At 69.0% G+C, this 20,460-nt stretch carries 20 protein-coding genes; 4 read left to right on the forward strand and 16 right to left on the reverse strand.

The window, feature by feature from the left end:
- Position 1: 1 nt before the first annotated feature.
- The 13 genes from ACZ3H8_RS11385 to ACZ3H8_RS11445 all read right to left on the reverse strand — a co-directional run bounded on the left by ACZ3H8_RS11385 (position 2) and on the right by ACZ3H8_RS11445 (position 13,829).
- Positions 2-1,213, reverse strand: coding sequence for an MFS transporter (locus tag ACZ3H8_RS11385; protein ID WP_467400246.1), 1,212 nt, complete (start codon positions 1,211-1,213; stop codon positions 2-4).
- Between the two features lie 108 nt (positions 1,214-1,321).
- Entirely contained in the window at positions 1,322-1,864 is a 543-nt protein-coding gene (locus tag ACZ3H8_RS11390) for a TetR/AcrR family transcriptional regulator (RefSeq protein ID WP_467400248.1), read from the reverse strand.
- Positions 1,864-2,184 (reverse strand): DMT family transporter, encoded by a 321-nt coding sequence (locus ACZ3H8_RS11395; protein ID WP_467400250.1) that lies wholly within the window; start codon positions 2,182-2,184, stop codon positions 1,864-1,866. Before ACZ3H8_RS11395 ends, ACZ3H8_RS11390 begins: the two co-directional genes overlap by 1 nt.
- 545 nt (positions 2,185-2,729) lie before the next feature.
- A complete protein-coding gene (locus ACZ3H8_RS11400) occupies positions 2,730-3,140 on the reverse strand; it encodes a hypothetical protein (protein ID WP_467400253.1) in 411 nt (136 codons plus the stop codon).
- 417 nt (positions 3,141-3,557) lie between these two features.
- Positions 3,558-3,896 carry a metal-sulfur cluster assembly factor gene (locus tag ACZ3H8_RS11405; protein WP_307664220.1) on the reverse strand — a complete coding sequence of 113 codons (339 nt, stop codon included), beginning with the start codon at positions 3,894-3,896 and terminating at the stop codon, positions 3,558-3,560.
- Complete coding sequence (sufU, locus tag ACZ3H8_RS11410; protein WP_398988139.1) at positions 3,893-4,357, reverse strand: Fe-S cluster assembly sulfur transfer protein SufU; 465 nt, start codon at positions 4,355-4,357, stop codon at positions 3,893-3,895. Before sufU ends, ACZ3H8_RS11405 begins: the two co-directional genes overlap by 4 nt.
- An 11-nt stretch (positions 4,358-4,368) precedes the next feature.
- The gene (locus ACZ3H8_RS11415; protein WP_467400257.1) at positions 4,369-5,625 is read right to left on the reverse strand and encodes a cysteine desulfurase; all 1,257 of its coding nucleotides are present in this window, start codon (positions 5,623-5,625) and stop codon (positions 4,369-4,371) included.
- Entirely contained in the window at positions 5,622-6,386 is a 765-nt protein-coding gene (gene sufC / locus ACZ3H8_RS11420) for a Fe-S cluster assembly ATPase SufC (protein ID WP_389187221.1), read from the reverse strand. The genes ACZ3H8_RS11415 and sufC overlap by 4 nt, the downstream gene beginning before the upstream one ends.
- Before the next feature lie 7 nt (positions 6,387-6,393).
- Positions 6,394-6,711 carry a bifunctional 3-phenylpropionate/cinnamic acid dioxygenase ferredoxin subunit gene (locus ACZ3H8_RS11425; RefSeq protein ID WP_398988134.1) on the reverse strand — a complete coding sequence of 106 codons (318 nt, stop codon included), beginning with the start codon at positions 6,709-6,711 and terminating at the stop codon, positions 6,394-6,396.
- Positions 6,711-7,892 carry a Fe-S cluster assembly protein SufD gene (gene sufD / locus ACZ3H8_RS11430; RefSeq protein WP_398988132.1) on the reverse strand — a complete coding sequence of 394 codons (1,182 nt, stop codon included), beginning with the start codon at positions 7,890-7,892 and terminating at the stop codon, positions 6,711-6,713. Before sufD ends, ACZ3H8_RS11425 begins: the two co-directional genes overlap by 1 nt.
- Before the next feature lie 75 nt (positions 7,893-7,967).
- The gene (gene sufB / locus ACZ3H8_RS11435) at positions 7,968-9,389 is read right to left on the reverse strand and encodes a Fe-S cluster assembly protein SufB (protein WP_467400262.1); all 1,422 of its coding nucleotides are present in this window, start codon (positions 9,387-9,389) and stop codon (positions 7,968-7,970) included.
- Complete coding sequence (locus ACZ3H8_RS11440; RefSeq protein ID WP_467400265.1) at positions 9,386-10,114, reverse strand: helix-turn-helix transcriptional regulator; 729 nt, start codon at positions 10,112-10,114, stop codon at positions 9,386-9,388. The genes sufB and ACZ3H8_RS11440 overlap by 4 nt, the downstream gene beginning before the upstream one ends.
- A gap of 142 nt (positions 10,115-10,256) precedes the next feature.
- Positions 10,257-13,829 carry a S8 family serine peptidase gene (locus ACZ3H8_RS11445; protein ID WP_467400267.1) on the reverse strand — a complete coding sequence of 1,191 codons (3,573 nt, stop codon included), beginning with the start codon at positions 13,827-13,829 and terminating at the stop codon, positions 10,257-10,259.
- A 181-nt stretch (positions 13,830-14,010) separates the two neighbouring features.
- On the opposite strand from ACZ3H8_RS11445, the gene ACZ3H8_RS11450 reads away from it, so the two are divergent.
- The 4 genes from ACZ3H8_RS11450 to ACZ3H8_RS11465 all read left to right on the forward strand — a co-directional run bounded on the left by ACZ3H8_RS11450 (position 14,011) and on the right by ACZ3H8_RS11465 (position 17,925).
- Entirely contained in the window at positions 14,011-14,937 is a 927-nt protein-coding gene (locus ACZ3H8_RS11450) for an ABC transporter ATP-binding protein (RefSeq protein ID WP_467400270.1), read from the forward strand.
- Positions 14,934-15,701: an ABC transporter permease gene (locus ACZ3H8_RS11455; protein WP_467400273.1), complete on the forward strand. Its 768-nt coding sequence runs from the start codon at positions 14,934-14,936 to the stop codon at positions 15,699-15,701. The genes ACZ3H8_RS11450 and ACZ3H8_RS11455 overlap by 4 nt, the downstream gene beginning before the upstream one ends.
- A gap of 49 nt (positions 15,702-15,750) precedes the next feature.
- Positions 15,751-16,875 (forward strand): hypothetical protein, encoded by a 1,125-nt coding sequence (locus ACZ3H8_RS11460; RefSeq protein ID WP_467400276.1) that lies wholly within the window; start codon positions 15,751-15,753, stop codon positions 16,873-16,875.
- 90 nt (positions 16,876-16,965) lie between these two features.
- Complete coding sequence (locus tag ACZ3H8_RS11465; protein ID WP_467400279.1) at positions 16,966-17,925, forward strand: COX15/CtaA family protein; 960 nt, start codon at positions 16,966-16,968, stop codon at positions 17,923-17,925.
- Here ACZ3H8_RS11465 and ACZ3H8_RS11470 read toward each other — a convergent pair.
- The 3 genes from ACZ3H8_RS11470 to ACZ3H8_RS11480 form a co-directional block, all read right to left on the reverse strand.
- Positions 17,911-18,999, reverse strand: a complete 1,089-nt coding sequence (locus tag ACZ3H8_RS11470; RefSeq protein WP_307664206.1) for an amidohydrolase family protein — start codon at positions 18,997-18,999, stop codon at positions 17,911-17,913. The genes ACZ3H8_RS11465 and ACZ3H8_RS11470 overlap by 15 nt on opposite strands.
- Positions 19,000-19,064: 65 nt before the next feature.
- Positions 19,065-19,394 carry a hypothetical protein gene (locus ACZ3H8_RS11475; RefSeq protein ID WP_467400282.1) on the reverse strand — a complete coding sequence of 110 codons (330 nt, stop codon included), beginning with the start codon at positions 19,392-19,394 and terminating at the stop codon, positions 19,065-19,067.
- 24 nt (positions 19,395-19,418) lie between these two features.
- Complete coding sequence (locus ACZ3H8_RS11480) at positions 19,419-20,366, reverse strand: heme o synthase (protein WP_467400285.1); 948 nt, start codon at positions 20,364-20,366, stop codon at positions 19,419-19,421.
- Positions 20,367-20,460 lie beyond the last annotated feature (94 nt).

Consider the following 20,460-nt stretch of genomic DNA (forward strand, 5'->3'; position numbering starts at 1 on the left):
GCTAACCGGCAAGGGCCCGCGGGAGCGAACCGGTCTCAGTTGACGGGCGCGTACGGAGCCTCCCGGCCGCCAGAACCGCGGCTCCGGCGGCCCCCGCGAGGACCGCGCAGGCGGGCCAGAGCAAGCCGGGCGCGGTGGAGTAGAGGGCTCCGCCCAGCGGCGGGGCGAGTACCTGGCCGCTGACGGAGGCTCCCGCGTACAGGCTCTGGAAGCGGCCCTGCGCATGGGCGGGGGCCTCGTCGGCGACGTAGGCGGTGGCGGTGGTCTTGTAGAGGATCTCGCCTGCAGTCAGCGACAGCATCATGGTGATCGCGAACAGCAGCCCGGCGCCCGGTATCAGCACCGCGTAGCCGAGGCCGACGAGCAGCAGTCCGGTGCCGACGATGGAGAGCGGGGCGCGTTTGCGCAGGGCGTGCGCTGCGGGGAGTTCGAGGCAGAGGATGACGCCGCCGTTGATGGCCAGCAGCCAGCCGTAGACCTGGGTGCCGAGACCGTGGTCGGCGAGGAAGACGGGCAGTGTGGAGTACTGCTGCCGGTAGACGAGGTCTACGCAGAGGATCGCGGCGAGCAGCACCAGCACCGCGGGCCTGGCGCGCAGCTCGCGCCAGACGGACGGAGCGTCCGGGTCGTGGGCGGGTTTGGCGTGCACCGCGGCGCGGGCCGGGAGCACGCGCGATGCGTACGCCGCGAAGGCGAGCGTGCCGAGGCCGTCGACGGCGAAGAGCCAGTCGTACGAGGTGTGGGCGGCGAGCAGCGCGCCGAGCGGGGGTCCGACGGTGAAGCCGGCGTTGCCCGCGAAGCGCATCACGGCGAAGCCCTGGCGGCGTGCGCCCTCGGGGACGGAGACGGCGACGAGCGCGGAGTTGGCGGCGCGTACGACGCCGGAGGCGTATTCGGCGAGGGGCAGCGCCGCGTACAACGCGGCGACGGGAAGCAGCGGGAGCGTGACCAGGACCGCGCCGCTCACGGTCGCCCCGGCGAGGAGGGCGCGACGGTGGCCGTAACGGTCGCCGAACCAGCCGCCGGTGAAGTTCCCGGCGACCAGTCCCGCACCGCCGATGCCGCTGATCAGCCCGGCCTGGGTGACGGTCAGCCCACGCGGTCCCGTCAGGTACACGAAGAGGTAGACGAAGGTGAGGCTGACGGCGGAGTTGAAGAACCCGCCGAAGGCCAGTAGCCGTACCGCCCGCGGCACGTCCCGCAGCATCCCCATGTACCCCGCCCCAGTGAGTTCCCTTTGGAAACTGACTATGTCAGCGCGGTCTCCGCGGGTCAACAGCGGCAGGGACCATCACCCTCGGACGCGTCGCCCCGGGGCACATCACCCTCGGGCGATGACCCGCGCCAGCATCTCCCGCGCGAATTCCGCCTCGTACTGAGCGTCCGTCAGCAGCACCTGCAGACAGATCCCGTCCATCAGCGCCACCAGCGCCCGCGCCGTGACCGGATCGGTCCGCCGGGCCAGGATCTCGGCGAGCTCCCGGCACCACTCCGCGGCGACCGGCCGCAGCGCGGGCCGCCGCAGGGCCGCCAGATAGAGCTCGTACTCCAGCTCCACGCCCGTACGCTCCCCGGCGAGCCACTCCCCCATGACCCGGGCGAGTTCCTCGGCGAGGTCGGCGTCCGGGTCGACGAGCGCGCCGCTCTTCCGCACCATCGCCGCGAACCCCTCGTTGGCCTGGCGCAACGCGGCGACCAACAGCTCGTCGAGGGAGGCGAAGTGATACGTCGTCGACCCGAGCGGCACATCGGCCTCGGCCGCCACGGTGCGGTGGCTGAGCCCGGCGATCCCGCTTCTGCCGGCCACCCGGATCGCCGCGTCGATGATGCGCTGACGCCGCTCGGGGTCGTACCGCCGCGCCATCAGTGGACACCGCCCAGGTTGAGGACCACGACGCCGACGATCACCAGCGCGATGCCCGTGATCCTGACCAGACTGGTCGACTCACCCAGGAAGATCATGCCGATGGCGGCGATCGCGGCCGTGCCGACGCCGGCCCAGATCGCGTACGCGGTGCCCACCGACATGGTCTTCAGCGTCTGGGCGAGCAGCGAGAACGCGAGCACATAGCCCGCGACGGTGAGCAGCGAGGGCCACAGCCGGGTGAAGCCCTCGCTGTACTTCATGGCCGTCGTGCCGGCCACCTCCGCCGCGATAGCCGCGGCCAGCAGTCCGTATCCCATGTGTACGAGAGTACACAACGTTGCGTACGGATGTACACAACACGGTCGGCCCACCGACCCCTGGTCGAGCAGTGTCTTCTTCGGCCGCAGCACACAGAACTCATTGCCCTCGGGGTCTCCCAACACTCCGAGTTCATGACCGCGAGTACCAGAGCCGTCCTACGGTTCGGGCTCGGCGCTCCCGAGGACGGACACGGACGGCAACGTGCACGTGCTGTGCGGCGGGTGCCACAAGCTGAAGACGGCTACGGAGTTCGGGGCCACCCGTGCTGACACGAGAGGCGGAGCCTACTTCCAAGAGACAGTTAAGGCCACGGGCGAGCGGAACCAAAAATCAGTGTAGGTTCCCGCGACAACGGCACCGAAAGCGTACCGGGTGTCATGCGTCCCCGAGGTATTGAACGGGGGAAGAGTGGAGTACCGAGACCATTCGATCGTGACAGCCGAAACATCGAAGCTTCCGAAGTGCTGGCCGAATATGAGCGACGTATAGAGAACCTTCGTCCATGTGTTCGCGGGGCAGAATACCGAGGGTTGACCGCCACTCATTGGACTAGCTCCTCGGGTAGTGGGTGACTTGCCTGGAGATCGAACCCCTCCGCCATGTAGCGATCACGTTCTACGCGTGCACTCTTCTCATGGCTGATCACAATTGCCATGTAGACCTTGCGGAGTAGATCCAGTCGATCCCGGACGGGCAGAAAGTCGTTGGGGAAGCGATCTCGGGCGTCACGCCGAGAGATCGACACGCCAGGGAATTCGAACGCATCGTCGGCGCCAGCAAGCTCGGAGAGGGCATTTTCTATATCCCTGTCGGACGAGATGGGGAACCGTTCGCTTCCCAGCTTCTTGCTAACGAGGAGGGCTGCGAAGACTTCGGGGGCTAGGTGGATCGCCTGCTCAAGCACTTGCGGATCATCCAACCCGAATGCATCTAAACCCAGGCGGTCATCCATAGGTGATCCTCTCCTGAACTCGGCCCATTCGGCCGTGATTCATGCCCATGCCTATGCATGGGCAGGGATCAGAATCCCGCCCAGTCGGGATAGCGTCAATGCTTGGTGTAACGAAAGTGGCACGTCCGTCTATCGTCCGATAGACGGCGGCTGATTTATGTATCAAAAAATACTCCACAGTGGAGTTATCCTGTCGCCGCACTTTCGATACTCGCACGAGCCCCTCTAGTAACGAACGCAGCGAGGCACGCGCCGTGGGCAACGGGTCGAAGGCCTCTGACGGCAACGTCGAGATCCGCAACCACCCGCACGAGGGGCGCACGTACGTGGAAGTCGGTGCACCAGCGAAACGGCCATGCTCACCAGTGTGCCTGGCGGGCATGGCCGTTTTCCTGGAACTCAGCTGGTCTCAAACGCTCAGACGTTGAAGCCCAGCGCGCGCAGCTGCTCGCGCCCGTCGTCCGTGATCTTGTCCGGGCCCCACGGCGGCATCCAGACCCAGTTGATCTTCAGCTCGTTGACGAGGCCTTCCGTCGCCGACTTCGCCTGGTCCTCGATCACATCGGTCAGCGGACAGGCCGCGGACGTCAGCGTCATGTCCAGCGTCGCGACATTGGAGTCGTCGATGTGGATGCCGTAGATCAGGCCGAGGTTGACGACGTCGATGCCCAGCTCCGGGTCGACGACGTCATACAGCGCCTCGCGGACCTCTTCCTCGGAGGCCGGCTTCAGTGCGGTCCCTGCGTTCTCAGTCATGCCGTCTTCCTCTCGGGGGCCTCACCCAGCGCCTGGGCGGTCGCGTCCTTCCACGCCATCCAGCTCAGCAGCGCGCACTTCACGCGGGCCGGGTACTTGGAGACGCCGGCGAACGCGACCGCGTCCTCCAGCACCTCCTCCATCGCGTCGTCCGGCTCCAGCTGACCCTTGGACTGCATCAGCTCCAGGAAGGTCGCCTGGATCTTCTGCGCCTCGGCGAGCTCCTTGCCGACCAGCAGCTCGTTCAGCACGGACGCGCTGGCCTGGCTGATGGAGCAGCCCTGGCCCTCGTACGAGATGTCAGCGATCAGCGAGCCTTCGTACCGCACACGCAGAGTGATCTCGTCGCCGCAGGTCGGGTTGACGTGATGCACCTCGGCATCGCCATCCCGCAAGCCCCGCCCGTGCGGGTGCTTGTAGTGGTCCAGGATGACGTCCTGGTACATCGAATCAAGCTTCACGTCCCAGCCCTTCAGCCGAAGAAGTTCCGTACGTGCTCCAGCCCGTCGATCAGCGCGTCGACCTCCGCGGGCGTGGAGTACAGATAGAACGACGCCCGCGTGGTCGCAGGAATTCCGTACCGCAGGCAGACCGGCCGCGCGCAGTGGTGGCCGACCCGGACCGCGATGCCCTGCTCGTCGAGGACCTGGCCCACGTCGTGCGGGTGGATATCCCCAATCGTGAACGAGATCGCGGCACCGCGCTCCTCGGCCGTGGTGGGGCCGATGATCCGCAGCTCCGGGACCTCGAGCAGCCGCTTCACCGCGTACTCGGTGAGGACGTGCTCATGCTGGGCGATCTTGTCCATGCCGATCGCGGAGAGGTAGTCCACGGCCGCGCCGAGGCCGACGGCCTGGGCGATCGGGGGCGTACCGGCCTCGAACTTGTGCGGCGCGGGGGCGTACGTCGACGAGTGCATCGACACGGTCTCGATCATCTCGCCGCCGCCGAGGAACGGCGGCAGGTCCTCGAGCAGCTCCTGCCGGCCCCACAGCACGCCGATGCCGGTCGGGCCGCACATCTTGTGGCCGGTGAAGGCCACGAAGTCGGCCTGGAGCGCCTGCACGTCCAGCACCATGTGCGGGGCGGCCTGCGAGGCGTCGATCAGGACCAGCGCGCCGACCTCCTGGGCGCGGCGGACGATCGCCTCGACCGGGTTGATCGTGCCCATGATGTTGGAGACGAGCACAAAGGAGACGATCTTCGTCTTCTCGGTGATGATCTCTTCGATGTTGGACAGGTCGAGCCGGCCGTCGTCGGTGAGGCCGAACCACTTCAGCTTCGCGCCGGTGCGCTGCGAGAGCAGCTGCCACGGCACGATGTTGGAGTGGTGCTCCATCTCCGTGATGACGATCTCGGTCTCGTGGTCCACGCGGTAGGGCTCGTCGGCCCAGCCGAGCATGTTGGCCACGAGGTTGAGCGACTCGGAGGCGTTCTTGGTGAAGATCACCTCGTCGCGGCTCGGCGCGTTGATGAAGGCGGCGACCTTGTCGCGGGCGCCCTCGTACAGCGCCGTGGCCTCCTCCGCGAGCACATGAATGCCGCGGTGGACGTTGGCATTGTGCTGTTCGTAGTACTCGCTCAGCACATCGAGCACCTGGCGCGGCGTCTGTGACGTCGCCGCGTTGTCCAGGTACACGAGCTTCTTCCCGTCATGGATCAAGCGGTCCAGGATCGGGAAGTCCTTGCGGATCGCCTCGGTGTCGAGGAGGCCCGGCAGCTGTGTCACGCGGATACGCCACCCTTCGTGTATGCCTCGTAGCCCTCGGCCTCGAGCTTGTCGGCGAGCTCGGCGCCGCCGGACTCGGCGATACGTCCGTTCGCGAAAACGTGCACGAAGTCGGGCTTGATGTAGCGCAGGATGCGCGTGTAGTGCGTGATCAGCAGGGTGCCGACCTCGCCGGACTCGTGGACGCGGTTGACGCCCTCGGAGACCTGACGCAGGGCGTCGACGTCCAGGCCGGAGTCGGTCTCGTCGAGGATCGCGATCTTCGGCTTGAGGAGCTCCAGCTGAAGGATCTCGTGGCGCTTCTTCTCACCGCCGGAGAAGCCCTCGTTGACATTGCGCTCGGCGAAGGCCGGGTCCATCTGGAGCTGCTCCATGGCGGACTTGACCTCCTTCACCCAGGTACGCAGCTTGGGGGCCTCGCCGCGGATCGCGGTGGCGGAGGTGCGCAGGAAGTTGGAGACCGAGACGCCGGGGACCTCGACCGGGTACTGCATGGCGAGGAACATGCCGGCGCGAGCACGCTCGTCGACGGTCATCTCCAGGACGTCCTCGCCGTCCAGGGTCACGGTGCCGCTGGTGATCGTGTACTTGGGGTGACCCGCGATGGAGTACGCGAGCGTCGACTTGCCGGAGCCGTTGGGGCCCATGATGGCGTGGGTCTCGCCCTGCTTCACGGTCAGGTCGACGCCCTTGAGGATCTCCCGGGGGCCGTTCTCGGCCTCGACGGAGACGTGCAGGTCGCGGATTTCAAGCGTTGCCATGGGTGACTCAGGACTCCTGGGTGACGGAGACGAGCACATCGTCCCCTTCGATCTTTACGGGGTATACGGGGACGGGGCGCGTCGCGGGAAGGCCGGACGGCTTGCCGGTGCGGAGGTCGAAGCTGGAGCCGTGCAGCCAGCACTCGATCTGGCAGTCCTCCACCTCGCCCTCGGACAGCGAGACGTTCGCGTGCGAGCAGATGTCGTTGATCGCGAACACCTCGCCCTCGGTGCGGACGACCGAGACCGGCGTGCCGTCGAGTTCCACCCTCTTCGGGGTGTCCTCCTCCAGCTCGCTCAGCGCACAGGCTCGTACGAAGGACATCAGACCGACGCCTCCAGCTCCGCGTCGATCTTGGCGAGCAGGCGCTCCTCGACATCGGGCAGGCCGATCTTCTGGACCAGCTCGGCGAAGAAGCCGCGGACCACCAGACGGCGGGCCTCGTCGGCCGGGATGCCGCGGGACTGCAGGTAGAAGAGCTGCTCGTCGTCGAAGCGGCCGGTGGCGGAGGCGTGACCCGCACCGACGATCTCGCCGGTCTCGATCTCCAGGTTCGGCACGGAGTCGACCCGCGCGCCGTCCGTGAGGACGAGGTTGCGGTTCATCTCGTACGTGTCCGTGCCCTCGGCCTTGGCCTCGATCAGGACATCGCCGATCCAGACAGCGTGTGCGTCCTGGCCCTGGAGGGCGCCCTTGTAGGCGGCGTTGGAGCGACAGTGCGGGGCGTTGTGGTCGACCAGCAGACGGTGCTCCTGGTGCTGGCCGGCGTCGGTGAAGTACAGGCCGAAGAGCTCGGCCTCGCCGCCGGTGCCGGCGTACTGGACGCGCGGGTGGAGGCGTACGACGTCGCCGCCGAAGGTGACCACGATCGACTTGAAGGAGGCGTCCCGGCCGACCAGCGCATTGTGCTGGGAGACGTGGACGGCCTTGTCGTCCCAGTCCTGGACGGAGACGACGGTGAGCTTCGCGCCGTCGCCCAGCAGGAAGTCGACGTTGGCGGCGACGACCGCGTCACCGGTGTGGTCGATGACCACGACGGCCTCGGCGAACGCGCCGAGCTCGATGACCTGGTGGGCGAAGGCGGTGCCGCCCTCGCCGTGCACGGCGATCCGGACCGGCTCGGTGAGCACGGTCTCCTTGGGCACGGTGACGACAGAGGCCTTCTCGAAGGAGGAGTACGCCTGGGCGGCCACCCGGTCCACCGGGGTGCCGGCCCGGCCGATCCGCGCGTCGTCACGGCCGACGGTCTCGACGACGACGCCTTCGGGGGCGTCGATGTCGACCTTGATGCCGGTGCCGTTGGCGACGGCGGTGCCGTCGTGCAGACCGCGCAGCCGCTCCAGCGGAGTGAAGCGCCACTCCTCCTCGCGGCCGTGCGGGACCGGGAAGTCCGCCACGTCGAAGGACGGGGGCGCACTCATGCGGGTGGCGACGGTCGACTCGGCGGCCACCGCGATCGAACCGGCAGTGGTGGACCCCGCCGGAATGTTCTGAGCCTCAGCCATGGCTGTCGTCTTGCTCTCTTCCTACGTCAGACAGAAAAACAGTCGCTGCTCGGGACGGCGGGCCGTCAGGCTGTGCTAGCCCACCGAGCCCTCCATCTGCAGCTCGATCAGCCGGTTGAGCTCCAGCGCGTACTCCATGGGCAGTTCCTTGGCGATCGGCTCGACGAAGCCGCGCACGATCATCGCCATCGCCTCGAACTCGGTCATGCCGCGGCTCATCAGGTAGAAGAGCTGGTCCTCGGAGACCTTGGAGACGGTCGCCTCGTGGCCCATGGACACGTCGTCCTCGCGGACGTCGACGTACGGGTAGGTGTCGGACCGCGAGATCGTGTCGACCAGCAGCGCGTCACAGAGCACATTGGACTTCGAGCCCGGCGCGCCCTCGCCGATCTCGATCAGACCGCGGTAGGACGTGCGGCCACCGCCTCGCGCCACCGACTTGGAGACGATGTTGGACGAGGTGTTCGGGGCCATGTGGACCATCTTGGCGCCGGCGTCCTGGTGCTGGCCCTCGCCCGCGAAGGCGATGGACAGGGTCTCGCCCTTGGCGTGCTCGCCCATCAGGTAGACGGCCGGGTACTTCATGGTGACCTTGGAGCCGATGTTGCCGTCGACCCACTCCATGGTCGCGCCCTCGTACGCAACGGCGCGCTTGGTGACCAGGTTGTAGACGTTGTTCGACCAGTTCTGGATCGTCGTGTAGCGGCAGCGGCCGCCCTTCTTGACGATGATCTCGACGACGGCGCTGTGCAGCGAGTCGGAGGAGTAGATCGGGGCGGTACAGCCCTCGACGTAGTGGACGTAGGCGTCCTCGTCGACGATGATCAGCGTCCGCTCGAACTGGCCCATGTTCTCCGTGTTGATACGGAAGTAGGCCTGCAGCGGGATGTCGACCTGCACGCCCTTCGGCACGTAGATGAACGAGCCACCGGACCACACGGCGGAGTTCAGCGAGGCGAACTTGTTGTCGCCGACCGGGATGACCGTGCCGAAGTACTCCTGGAAGAGCTCAGGGTGCTCCTTCAGCGCGGTGTCCGTGTCCAGGAAGATGACGCCCTGCTCCTCCAGGTCCTCACGGATCTGGTGGTAGACGACCTCGGACTCGTACTGGGCGGCGACGCCGGCGACCAGGCGCTGCTTCTCCGCCTCCGGGATACCGAGCTTGTCGTACGTGTTCTTGATGTCCTCGGGCAGGTCTTCCCAGGACTCCGCCTGCTTCTCGGTGGACCGCACGAAGTACTTGATGTTGTCGAAGTCGATGCCCGACAGGTCCGAGCCCCAGCTTGGCATGGGCTTCTTGTCGAACAGCCGCAGACCCTTCAGGCGCAGCTTCAGCATCCACTCCGGCTCGTTCTTCTTCGACGAGATGTCGCGGACGACAGCCTCCGAGAGGCCGCGCTTGGCCGCGGCACCGGCCGCGTCGGAGTCGGCCCAGCCGAATTCGTACGTACCCAGACCCTCGAGTTCGGGGTGGGCAGTCTCCGTGGGGAGAGTCATGCGGGGTTCCTCCCGGCCGTACTTGCAGATGCTGATGGTGTGGTGGTCTTGGGGATGAACGTCGTGCAGACCCCGTCGCCGTGCGCGATGGTGGCCAGTCGCTGTACATGCGTCCCGAGTAGCCGCGAGAAGGTCTCTGTCTCCGCCTCGCACAGCTGCGGGTACTGCTCGGCCACATGAGCGACCGGGCAGTGGTGCTGGCAGAGCTGCTCGCCGACCGGTGCGTCACGCGCCGTAGCAGCGTACCCGTCGGCACTCAGAGCCTTGGCCAGCGCTTCGGTGCGCTGTTCGGATGGTGCGGCCTCTATCGCCTTGCGGTAGGCCACCGCCTGCGCCTCGAGGCGGTCGCGGGCGAAGGCGGCGACGGCCGCCTCTCCGGCTGCCCCTCCCCCTGCGGTCCGCTCGATCCAGCGGAGAGCGTCCACGGCCAGTGCGTCGTACGACTGGTCGAAGGCGTCCCGGCCGCAGTCGGTCAGCGCGAACACCTTGGCGGGTCGCCCACGGGTGCGTGCGCCGTAGACCCGCTGCTCACGGGGCTCGACGACGCTCTCGGTGACGAGCGTGTCGAGGTGGCGGCGGACGGCGGCCTGGGTGAGGCCGAGGCGACCTGCGAGATCGGCCACGGTGGACGGGCCGTGGTCCAGGATGGACCGCGCGACCCGGTTGCGCGTGGAGTGCTCACCGGTCGCGAGTTCCTCGTGCGGAGCCTCGCCGACGTTTTTCACAACGCCATTGTTGCGTAATTCCTCTGACAGTGACAACCGCCGTCCGAGGCGTGAACCGGTGCGCTTCATCACTAAGGGTTACCTAAGCGCAGGGCCCGTCCGGCAGCTGCCGGACGGGCCCTGACCAGGGAAGCACCGGGAATTACCCGGCAAGATCCGGACGGTCGGTGACCCTGATCGAATTCACCAGAGTCTTGCCGGAATTCGCCACGAAACGCAGGTTGAGCCGGCCGTCGGTGACCTTCACCGTAAAGGCCCGCTCGTGCGCGGTGCGGACGCCCGCCTCCAGCGCCAGGTCGAGGTTGGGCACGTACTGCGTCCCCTCGGCCATCACGTCGAAGACCCGGTCCGTCGGATCCTTGGAGCTCAGCTCCGCGAAGCCCAGCTCGATCCGGTAGGTGCCGGCCGGCAGGCCGTCGAAGCGGTACTCGTACATGCCCTGGCGGGCGGTCCGGTAGAGCTTCGGGTCGGCCGCGCCCGTGATCGAACGGGTGGTGGAGAGCTCACTGGCGCTGCCCAGATATCCGTACGCGCCCGCGGCGTGCTTACGGTCCGGCCCCCAGGTGTCGCCGAGGGCGTCCACCGAGGACTTGGCCGTGCCGGTGTCGATCGCCGTCTGATAGGCGGGCACGACCACGGTGACCGGGATGTCGATCACCGGTCTGCGGCCGCTGTCGGACTTCACCTGCAGGGTCCCGGTCAGGACCGTGCCCGGGGCGGCCCCGGTGGTGTCCACGCTGAGCGCGACCTTCTGCGATGCGCCGGCCGCCAGCTGTCCGGTGCCGGGCGCCGCCTTGATCCAGCTCTTGCCGTCCTTCTCGGCGACCGTGAAGGGGGTGGCGGAGCCGGTGTTGGCGAGGGTGAGCGTACGGGCGCGCTGCTGCGCCGCCGGTACGACGACGGTCAAAGCCGTGCTGTCGGCGGCGACCCGGCCGGTCTTGAGGGCCGTGTCCGACACCGCGATCTCGCCCGGCTTCGGGGTCTGCTGGGCACTCGCCCCGGTGTAGGCGGGGGCGGAGACGGCGATGTCGTACGGGGCGCCGGCGGGCACCTGGAGGAGATAGCCGCCGTCGGCGCCGGTGGTGTCACTGCCGGTCGCTGTGCCGGCGCTGCTCACCGCGACGGACGCGCCCGCCACCGGCTTGCTGTCGTTGGCGTCGGTGACCCGGCCCGCGACGACCGCGGTCTTGGTCGTACGGAAGGCGATGGCCGTCCCGTCGCGGACTGTGCCCTCGTTGAAGGAGTAGAGCAGCGCGTCGGTGCCGGTCGCGTTCTCGGCACCGATGGTCGCGCCGGAGCCGTTCTCGAATCCGGTTCCGGAGATGTCCTTGTACTGGAAGGACGCGGAGCCGTCCTCGCCGAGGACCGCGGCGAAGGAGACCCGCTCGGCGGTGGTCGCCGCGATCAGCGCGTTGCGCCACTCGACGACGATCTTCCGGTGCGGGGCGGTGCCGGTCGCGGACCAGTACACGCCCGCGTCGGCGTCGACCGTGAGGTTGTCCCAGAACGGATAGAGCGAGCCGTTGGGGGCGAAGGTGGTGGGCAGAGTGGTGTTGCTGCTGGAGGTGGAGGCGGTCCCGAAGGAGAGCACCCCGTCGATGGACGCGCTCGCCGACCGGTAGGTGCGTCCGTAGAACGCCACCGGGAACGGCAGCTCGAAGGAGGCCGTACCGAAGGTGGTGCTGGTGTACGCCAGCTTGGTGGCACCGGCCGGGAAGCCGCCGGCGCCCACCGTGCATGCGGTGCCGAAGGCGTCGGTCCGGTCGGGCAGGACGATGTCCTTGACCGTGTTTCCGGTGACCTCGACGCGGACGCTGGTCGCCGACGCGCAGCGGTGGCCGGGGGTGACGGCGAGGTCGTACGTGCCGACCGGGAGCCGCAGCGTGTACGCGCCGTCGGCGCCGGACTTGGTGGTGACCGGGGTGCCCTGGGCGGTGACGACGGCGCTCGCCTCGGCCCCGCCATGGCTGGTGACCTTGCCGGTGACATCGGCGGACGCGGCCTCGTCGAGCGCGAAGTCCTTGACCGTGCTGCCGTTCTCGACGACGGTGACGGCGCCCTGGACCGTGACGTATCCGAACTTGGCGACCCTGATCGTGTAGTCGCCGACCATCAGCTTCGGCAGGGCGTAGCCGCCGTCGGCGCCGGTGGTGACGGTCGTCTTCATCGGGCCCTCGAAGCGCAGGGTGGCGTCGGCGAGCGGGCCGGCGGCCGTGCTGACCTTGCCGCTGACCGCGCCGAGCGCGCCACGCGGGGCGGCGGTGACGGCGGCGTACGCGTCGAGGCGGCCCTCGCCGAAGACGTTGTTGTCGGCGGCCGTGCCGCCGCAGCTGGTGTTGTCCACGTCGACGGCGGTGGAGTCGAGGAGCTTCTCGGTCTCGGCGACACTGCCGCGGATCGCGGGCGACGCCGACCACATCAGCGCCACGGTGGCGGCGGTGTGCGGTGAGGCCATCGACGTACCGGAGATGGAGTTGTAGCCACCGCCCGTCCAGGAGGAGCGGACGTTTACGCCGGGTGCGGCGAGGTTGGGCTTGAGGCCGCCGGCCTCACCGGTGCCGCGCGAGGAGAAGGACGCGATGGCGTTGTTGATGTCGAAGGCGCCGGAGGAGTACGAGTTGGTGTAAGTGCCGGGCGAGCCCGAGGTGTTGCAGCCGGGGCCGCTGTTGCCGTTGGAGAACGCCGGGAAGATGCCCGCGTCCCGCCACGACTGCACGACCTCCTTGTACCAGGGGTCCAGGACAGTGCTGCCCCAGGAGTTGTTCACCACGTCCGGTGCGAGGTCGGGGCGGGGGTTGGCGCCTGCCGGGTCGGTGGGGGCGACGATCCACTGGCCGGAGCGGAGCAGCGAGTCGCGGCTGCAGGAACTGGACTCGCAGCCCTTGGCGGCGATCCACTTGGCGTCGGGGGCGACGCCGACCTGATTGCCCGCGCCGTCGTCGCCGACCATGGTGCCCATGGTGTGGGTGCCGTGGCCGTTGTTGTCGCAGGGGGCGGTGCCGGTGCAGACCTTGGCCGGATCGAACCAGTTGTAGGCGTTGTCGTAGCTGCCGTCGGACTTCAGCCCGCGGTACTTCGCCTTGACGGCCGGGTGGTCGAACTGCACGCCGGAGTCGATGCTGGCGACGACCACTCCCTCACCGCGAACGCCGAGCTCGGACCAGACCTTGGGGGCGTTGATCCGGTCGATGTTCCACTCGACGGCGTCCAGGCGCGGTTCGTTCTTCCCCGGCAGCGGGTCGGGGATGGTGATCGGCTCGTCGGCCTCGAGCGCGGCGACGTCGGTGCGCACCGCGATCTTCTCGGCGAGCGCCTTGTCGGCGGTGACCTTGAGGGTGTTGGCGATCCAGAAGGACTCGTAGCGGACGCCCGCGCTGTCCAGCAGAGCCCTGAGCGGGGCCTGGGACTTTTTGGCGTACGCCAGCTTCGTCTCGTAGAGCGTGCGTGCCTTGGCAGTCTTGCCCTTGGCCCGGCGGGCGGCCGAGGTGTCCGCCTCATGCGTCAGGGCGACCCAGAAGGTCGCCCTGTCTTTGGCGTCGAGCTGCGCGAGGACGCCGGCCTCGGTCTTGATCCGATACGCGGATGGACCGGAGGGTAAGGCGGCGTCGGGGTCCTGTGCCTGCGCGGGGGCGGCGCCGAGGGCGATGGGCAGGGCTACGGATATGGCGGTCAGGGCGGCGAGTGCTGCCCGCCGCCCCGGTCTGCGTCTAGCCACGAACGCTCCTTCGTGAGTGGGTTCGTACCGACACTCGATCGTGAAGGAGTTGGCAGGTTCATGTGAAGAACGCCTCAATAGTCAGTTCAGGCCATTCCTGTCCCGGGTGTCCCTGCCCTTCTGCGGGAGGACCCGGGCCCCGCCCCCCGGCGGTCTTGCCACCCCGCCTAGACTTCCCGCCATGCGAAGCGAGCCCGTCGTCCAGATCCGGGGACTGGTCAAGCGGTACGGATCCAAGACGGCCGTGGACGGCCTCGACCTCGAGGTCCCCCAGGGCTCCGTGACCGCCGTCCTCGGCCCCAATGGAGCGGGCAAGACCACCACGGTCGAAACCTGCGAGGGCTACCGCCGCCCCGACGCCGGAACAGTTCGGGTCCTCGGCCTCGATCCGGTCGCCGACGCCGCGAAGCTGCGACCCAGGATCGGCGTGATGCTCCAGTCCGGCGGCGTCTACTCCGGCGCCCGCGCCGACGAGATGCTCCGCCACATGGCGAAACTGCACGCCCACCCGCTGGACGTGGACGCGCTGATCGAGCGGCTCGGCCTCGGCAACTGCGGCCGTACGACCTACCGGCGGCTCTCCGGAGGCCAGCAGCAGCGGCTCGCCCTGGCGATGGCCGCCGTCGGCCGCCCCGAACTGGTCTTCCTGGACGAGCCGACCGCCGGTCTGGACCCGCAGGCCCGCCGGTCCACCTGGGAGCTCGTACGCGAACTGCGCGCGGACGGCGTCTCCACCGTTCTCACCACCCACTTCATGGACGAGGCCGAGGAGCTTGCGGACCATGTCGCGATCATCGACGCGGGCAAGGTCGTCGCCGAGGGCAGCCCGGAACAGCTCTGCCGCGGCGGCGCCGAGAACACGCTGCGCTTCACGGGGCGGCCCGGCCTGGACGTCGGCTCGCTGCTGAAGGCGCTGCCGGACGGCACGGAGGCGGCGGAGCTCACGCCCGGCGCGTACCGGATCACCGGCCAGGTGGACCCGCAGCTGCTGGCGACCGTGACGTCCTGGTGCGCACAGCACGGCGTGATGCCGGACGGCATCTCGGTCGAGCGCCACACCCTGGAGGACGTGTTTTTGGAGCTGACCGGCAAGGAGCTGCGCTCATGAGCGTCGGTACGTACACCCCGGCGCCCGGCGCCGCGCCGCTGCCCCGCATGATCGCGGCGCAGACCGCGTTCGAGACGAAGATGCTGCTGCGCAACGGCGAGCAGCTGCTGCTCACCGTCATCATCCCCTCGCTCCTGCTGGTGCTGTTCTCGACCGTCGACATCATCGACACGGGAGAAGGCAGGTCGGTCGACTTCCTGGCCCCCGGCGTCCTCGCCCTCGCCGTGATGTCCACCGCCTTCACCGGGCAGGCCATCGCGACCGGCTTCGAGCGGCGGTACGGAGTCCTCAAGCGGCTCGGCGCCTCGCCGCTCCCCCGCTGGGCGCTGATGACCGCCAAGACGCTCTCGGTCCTGGCCACCGAGATCCTCCAGATCGTGCTGCTGACCGTGATCGCGTTCGCGCTCGGCTGGTCCCCGGACGGCAACCCTCTTTCCGTACTGCTGCTGCTCGTCCTCGGCACCGCCGCCTTCTCCGGCCTCGGTCTGCTGATGGCCGGGACGCTCAGGGCCGAGGCGACGCTGGCAGCCGCCAACCTGGTCTTTCTGCTGCTCCTGGTGGGCGGCGGCGTGATCGTGCCGCTGGACAGGTTCCCGGACGGCGTCCAGTCGGCGCTCGCCCTGCTGCCGATCTCCGCGCTTTCGGACGGTCTGCGCGATGTCCTCCAGCACGGTGCCGCGATGCCGTGGGGCGAACTCGGCATCCTCGCCGGCTGGGCAGTGCTTTCACTGGGCGCGGCCGCCCGGCTCTTCCGCTGGGAGTGACGCACGCGCCAGGATGAGCCCGCTGGGATCCGCGCGGTGGGAGGCCTCGATGGACCGGACTGCCGCGCTGCGACTGGACGCGGAATGGGCCAAGGTGAGGTCCGGCAGAGCCGGCGTCTCACCCGGCGAGCGCGAGCGCATGCTGACGGATCTGATCGCCGCGCTCGCCCCGCACGCCGATGACGATCTCTCGCTCGCCGCGAGGCTGAGCCTGCGGTACGGCGATCTGGCGCGGCACCACTTCGACACCGGCCGGCGCGAGGACGCGCTGAGTGCCGTCGGCGAGGCGGTCCGGCGCTGCGAGGAACCGGCCAGGCACGACGAGGAGCACGCCCGCTGGTACGCCAGGGCGCTGATCAACCAGTCCGTGTATCTCGCCGAACCGCTCAGCGACGAGCTCGGAATGCCGCGGTACGCCTTCCACGCGAACGGGGAGCAGCCCCCGCCCGTTGACCGCGAGGACGGGCTCGCGGCGCTGGCTGCCACCCGCCGGGCCATCGAGGTCTGGGAGAGCCTGGACGGATCGGAGCCGCGCAACCGGGAGGGCCTCGCTCAGGCCCATGTCTTCCTGGGCGACCGGCTGGAGGAGCTGGGAGAGCCGGTGGACGCGGCGGCCTGGGCGGTACGGGCGGAGCGCGAGTTCCAGACCTTGTGGTCGGCGGCTCCCGAAGCACCCGGAGCACCGGATGCGCGCGCGACCGCCCATGCCGCGGCCCTCGAGCACCTCGGCGACCAGTTGGAGCGCAGGCTGCGACGCTGCCCCTTCGACGGCGGTCTGACCCGGCTGCGGGAGCAGGACCTGCTTCCGGAGCGGCTGCTGCCGCTGGCGGTGGTGGCGGCGCGTATAGAAGGCGTGGAAGCGGACGCGATCGCCGAGGGGCTGCGGCTGGACGGCACGGAGGTCCGCCGGATCCTGCGGGCGCGCTCCTGGCGTGCGGTGTGGCGGTTCGACGTCCAGGAGGCCGACGGGACCTGGACCCCGATGACATACCCCTGGCGCGGCAGGGACGCGGTGGCCGACCGCAGCGCCGAGGCGGTCGCCGCCGAGCTGACCGACGCGTTCCTGCACTCGCCCGACCGGCCGCCGCCGTCGGTGCACTGGCGGATCGCCGTGTGGTGGGAGGAGGACCACCTCGACGGCGCGCGCTTCCGGCTGACGTACGCACCGCTCTGACCTGGACCGCGCGACCGTGCCGTACCCGGACCGCACCCGGACCGGACCCCTCGTGAAAACGTGCACAATCGCCCGTTTACGATAGGGCCCGTGCTGACCCCCCTCGCCTATATCGCCCAGCGCTGGACGCCGACTCCCAGAACGCTCCGGCGCGCCGCGCTCTCCGCCGTCGTGATGAGCGTGTTCATCATCGTCACCGGCGGCGCGGTCCGGCTGACCGGCTCCGGCCTCGGCTGCGACACCTGGCCCAAGTGCACGGACGACAGCCTCTTCGCCACGCCCGAGCAGGGCATCCACGGCGCGATCGAGTTCGGCAACCGGATGCTGACGTACGTCCTGTCGGCCGCGGTCGGCTGGACGATCATCGCGGCGCGCGCGGTCAAGCCGCTGCGGCGCGGGCTGACCCGGCTCGCCTGGTCGCAGTTCTGGATCGTGATGGGCAACGCGGTGCTCGGCGGCATCACCGTGTGGGCGGGCCTCAACCCGTGGACCGTGGCCGGGCACTTCATGCTCGCCACCGGGCTGCTCACGGTCGCCACCGTCACCTGGCAGCGGTGCCGCGAGGGCGACGGCGCACCGCGCCCGCGCGTCCCGCGCCCGGTTCGCAAGCTGTCGTGGGCGATCGTCGTCACCTCCGTACTGCTGATCGCACTGGGCACCTCGGTGACCGGTTCCGGCAAGCACGCCGGCGACAGCAGCGATGTGCCGCGCATGCCCTGGGACTGGGCGGACGCCGCACACATCCACGCCATCGCCGCCTGGGTGGTCTGCGCGCTGGCCGTCGCGATGTGGCTGGTGCTGCGGGTGGTCGACGCCCCCGACGACACCCGGGCGCGCGCCCGCGACCTGCTGATCGTGCTGCTCCTGCAAGGGGGAGTGGGCTATCTGCAGTACTTCACCGGGGTTCCCGAGGCTCTGGTCGCCGCCCATATGCTCGGCTCCGCGCTGATGTGGATCGCGGTGGTGCGGCTCGCGCTGAGCCTGCGCGAGCGGCCGCTGACGGATGCCGGGATCCCGGACCGGACCGACTCGGCGCTATCGAGCGTCTGACAGTCCGTAGACGCGGGCGGCATTGCCGGCCGCGATCATCCCGGCGACCCGTTCCGCGTCCGTACGGGCCCAGGCGCCGTCGCCGACCCAGCCGCCGAGCACCCGTGCGAGCGCCTCGCGGAAGATCCGGGCGCCCACCACATGCAGCTCGGGCAGCCCGCGCGCGCCGCTGGAGAAGAGCAGCTTCCCGAACGGCGCCAGCTCCAGGATCTCCGCGAGCACGGCCGCGGCCCGCGCCCCCGTGTGCACCAGGGCGGGCCCCAGATCGGCGTACACATGCGGGTACACGCTCGCCAGATGCGCGGCATGGCGGTGGTACGGATAGCCGTGCAGCAGCACCAGATCGGTGCCGAGACCAGCGGTGGCGGCCGCGAAGCCGGTCATCAGCATCGGGTCCTCCACGCCGACATGGAGCTGGAGCGGCAGTCCCGATGCGACCGCGATCCACAGCAGATGCCGCACCAGTACGGGATCGGTGAGTTTGCCGCCGACATGCCGTGCGGCCAGCCAGCGGCCGGCCGCCCCGCGCACCTCCCCGGGGCCCGGCGGCTCGGGCGCGAGGGCGAGCCCGTGGCCCACGGCGCCGACGGAGGTGAAGGCGACGGCGGACGCGGCGGCTCCGTGCACGGCCTCGGCAAGGTTCGCGAGGAAGCTCTCGACGGTGCCCGAGGTGTCGGCGACCTGTTCGGCGAGGAGTTCGAGGCGGACGATCTCGCGGGCCTCTGCCGCGCCCGCGGCGGCGATCTCGGGCGGCCCGGTGAGATCCCCCGGCAGCCCGGTGTCCACCAGGTATGTGGAGATTCCGCTGCCCCTCAGCAGCCGCCTGCCCGCCTCCAGCACACCCAGTTCACGCCGGCGGGCGAGATAGCGGGCGGGCGGGCAGTGCGGCTCAAGACCCAGCAGCGGCGGGCACCAGCGCCGTACCGCGAAGCCGGTCTGCGTGTCGAAGAAGGTGGTGCCGGGGGCCGGGGGCCCGGCGGTCCGGCCCAGATGCGCCTCGAAGGTGCCGAGGCCGAGCTCCGTACGGAGCACTCCGTGGCAGTACTGGTCCACGAGGGTCGGGGTGTCGATCATCCGGGCTCCCAGTCGTGGACTGTGCTTGCACAGTCCTAACGGGTGACACCCGCACGAGGTGTTGCTCAGCTATTGGACGGGCCTCCGACCTGGATGCCCGCCATCCGGGTCCACTCGTACGGACCAGTGCGGACCTTCGCCGCGAACTCCCCGTCGAACGACTCGTGCAGCGTGATCCCGGACTTCTCGGCGGCGGCCTGCGCGATGTCGTGGCTCGGCGCCACGAGGTCGCCCCAGGCGCCGTCCTCGCCGACGAGCACGATGCGGGTGCCCATCTGACCGAGGTACGCGAGCTGTCCCTCGGCACCGCCGTGCGCCTTGGCGAAGGCGCCGATCTGCTTGGCGAGCCTGGCCGCCTTGCGCTCTGCCTGCTTGACCTGCTTCGTATCTGCCATGAACAGGATGCTACCCACTGGTAGCTAGCGCAGGAAGGGGTCCACCGCAACGGCCACGAAGAGCAGCGAGACGTAGGTGATGGACCAGTGGAAGAGCCGCATCTCCTTGAGCTCGCCGCCGGTGGCGCCGCCCTTCGCGCGGTTCTGCAGGGAGTGCGCCTCCCAGAGCCACCAGCCGCCCGTCGCCAGCGCTACCACTGTGTAGAACCAGCCGGTGTAGCCGAGCGGCGTCAGCATCAGCGAGACCGCGACCATCACCCAGCTGTAGAGGACGATCTGGCGGGCGACGACCTTGTTGGAGGCGACGACGGGGAGCATCGGGACGCCCACGCGCGCGTAGTCCTCCTTCACCTTCATCGACAGCGGCCAGTAGTGCGGCGGTGTCCAGAAGAAGATGACGAGGAAGAGGATGAGCGCGGCCCACGACATCGAGTTGGTGACGGCGGACCAGCCGATCAGGACCGGCATACAGCCGGCGATGCCGCCCCAGACGATGTTCTGCGAGGTTCGGCGCTTGAGGATCATCGTGTAGACGACGACGTAGAAGAGCAGCGCGCCGAGTGACAGTGCCGCGGACAGCCAGTTGACGAGCAGCCCGAACCAGAGGGTGGAGACGGCGGCGAGTACCAGGCCGAAGACCAGGCCCTCGCGGGGCGACACCATTCCGGTGACCAGCGGGCGCTGCGACGTACGGTCCATCAGGGCGTCGATGTCGCGGTCGATGTACATGTTCAGCGCGTTGGCGCCGCCGGCCGAGAGGTATCCGCCGATGCACGTCGTGAGAACGAGCCACAGGTCGGGCACATCCTGCGCGGCCAGGAACATCACCGGGACGGTGGTGATCAGCAGCAGCTCGATGATCCGCGGCTTGGTCAGCGCCACGAATGCCTTGACGCGGGCCCTGAACGGCCGATGGCCCCCCGGGCTGGGAGTCAAGACGACCCCTGCGGGTCGGGACTCGACGGCCGTCACGTACACCCCTGACAGAGAATTCCCAGCAAGCTCCCGGAGTGAAGACCGGGTAAAGACTTGCGCGTACCACGCCACTCTAGACGTTGCCGATACA

Source organism: Streptomyces sp. NPDC002868 (assembly GCF_055563295.1).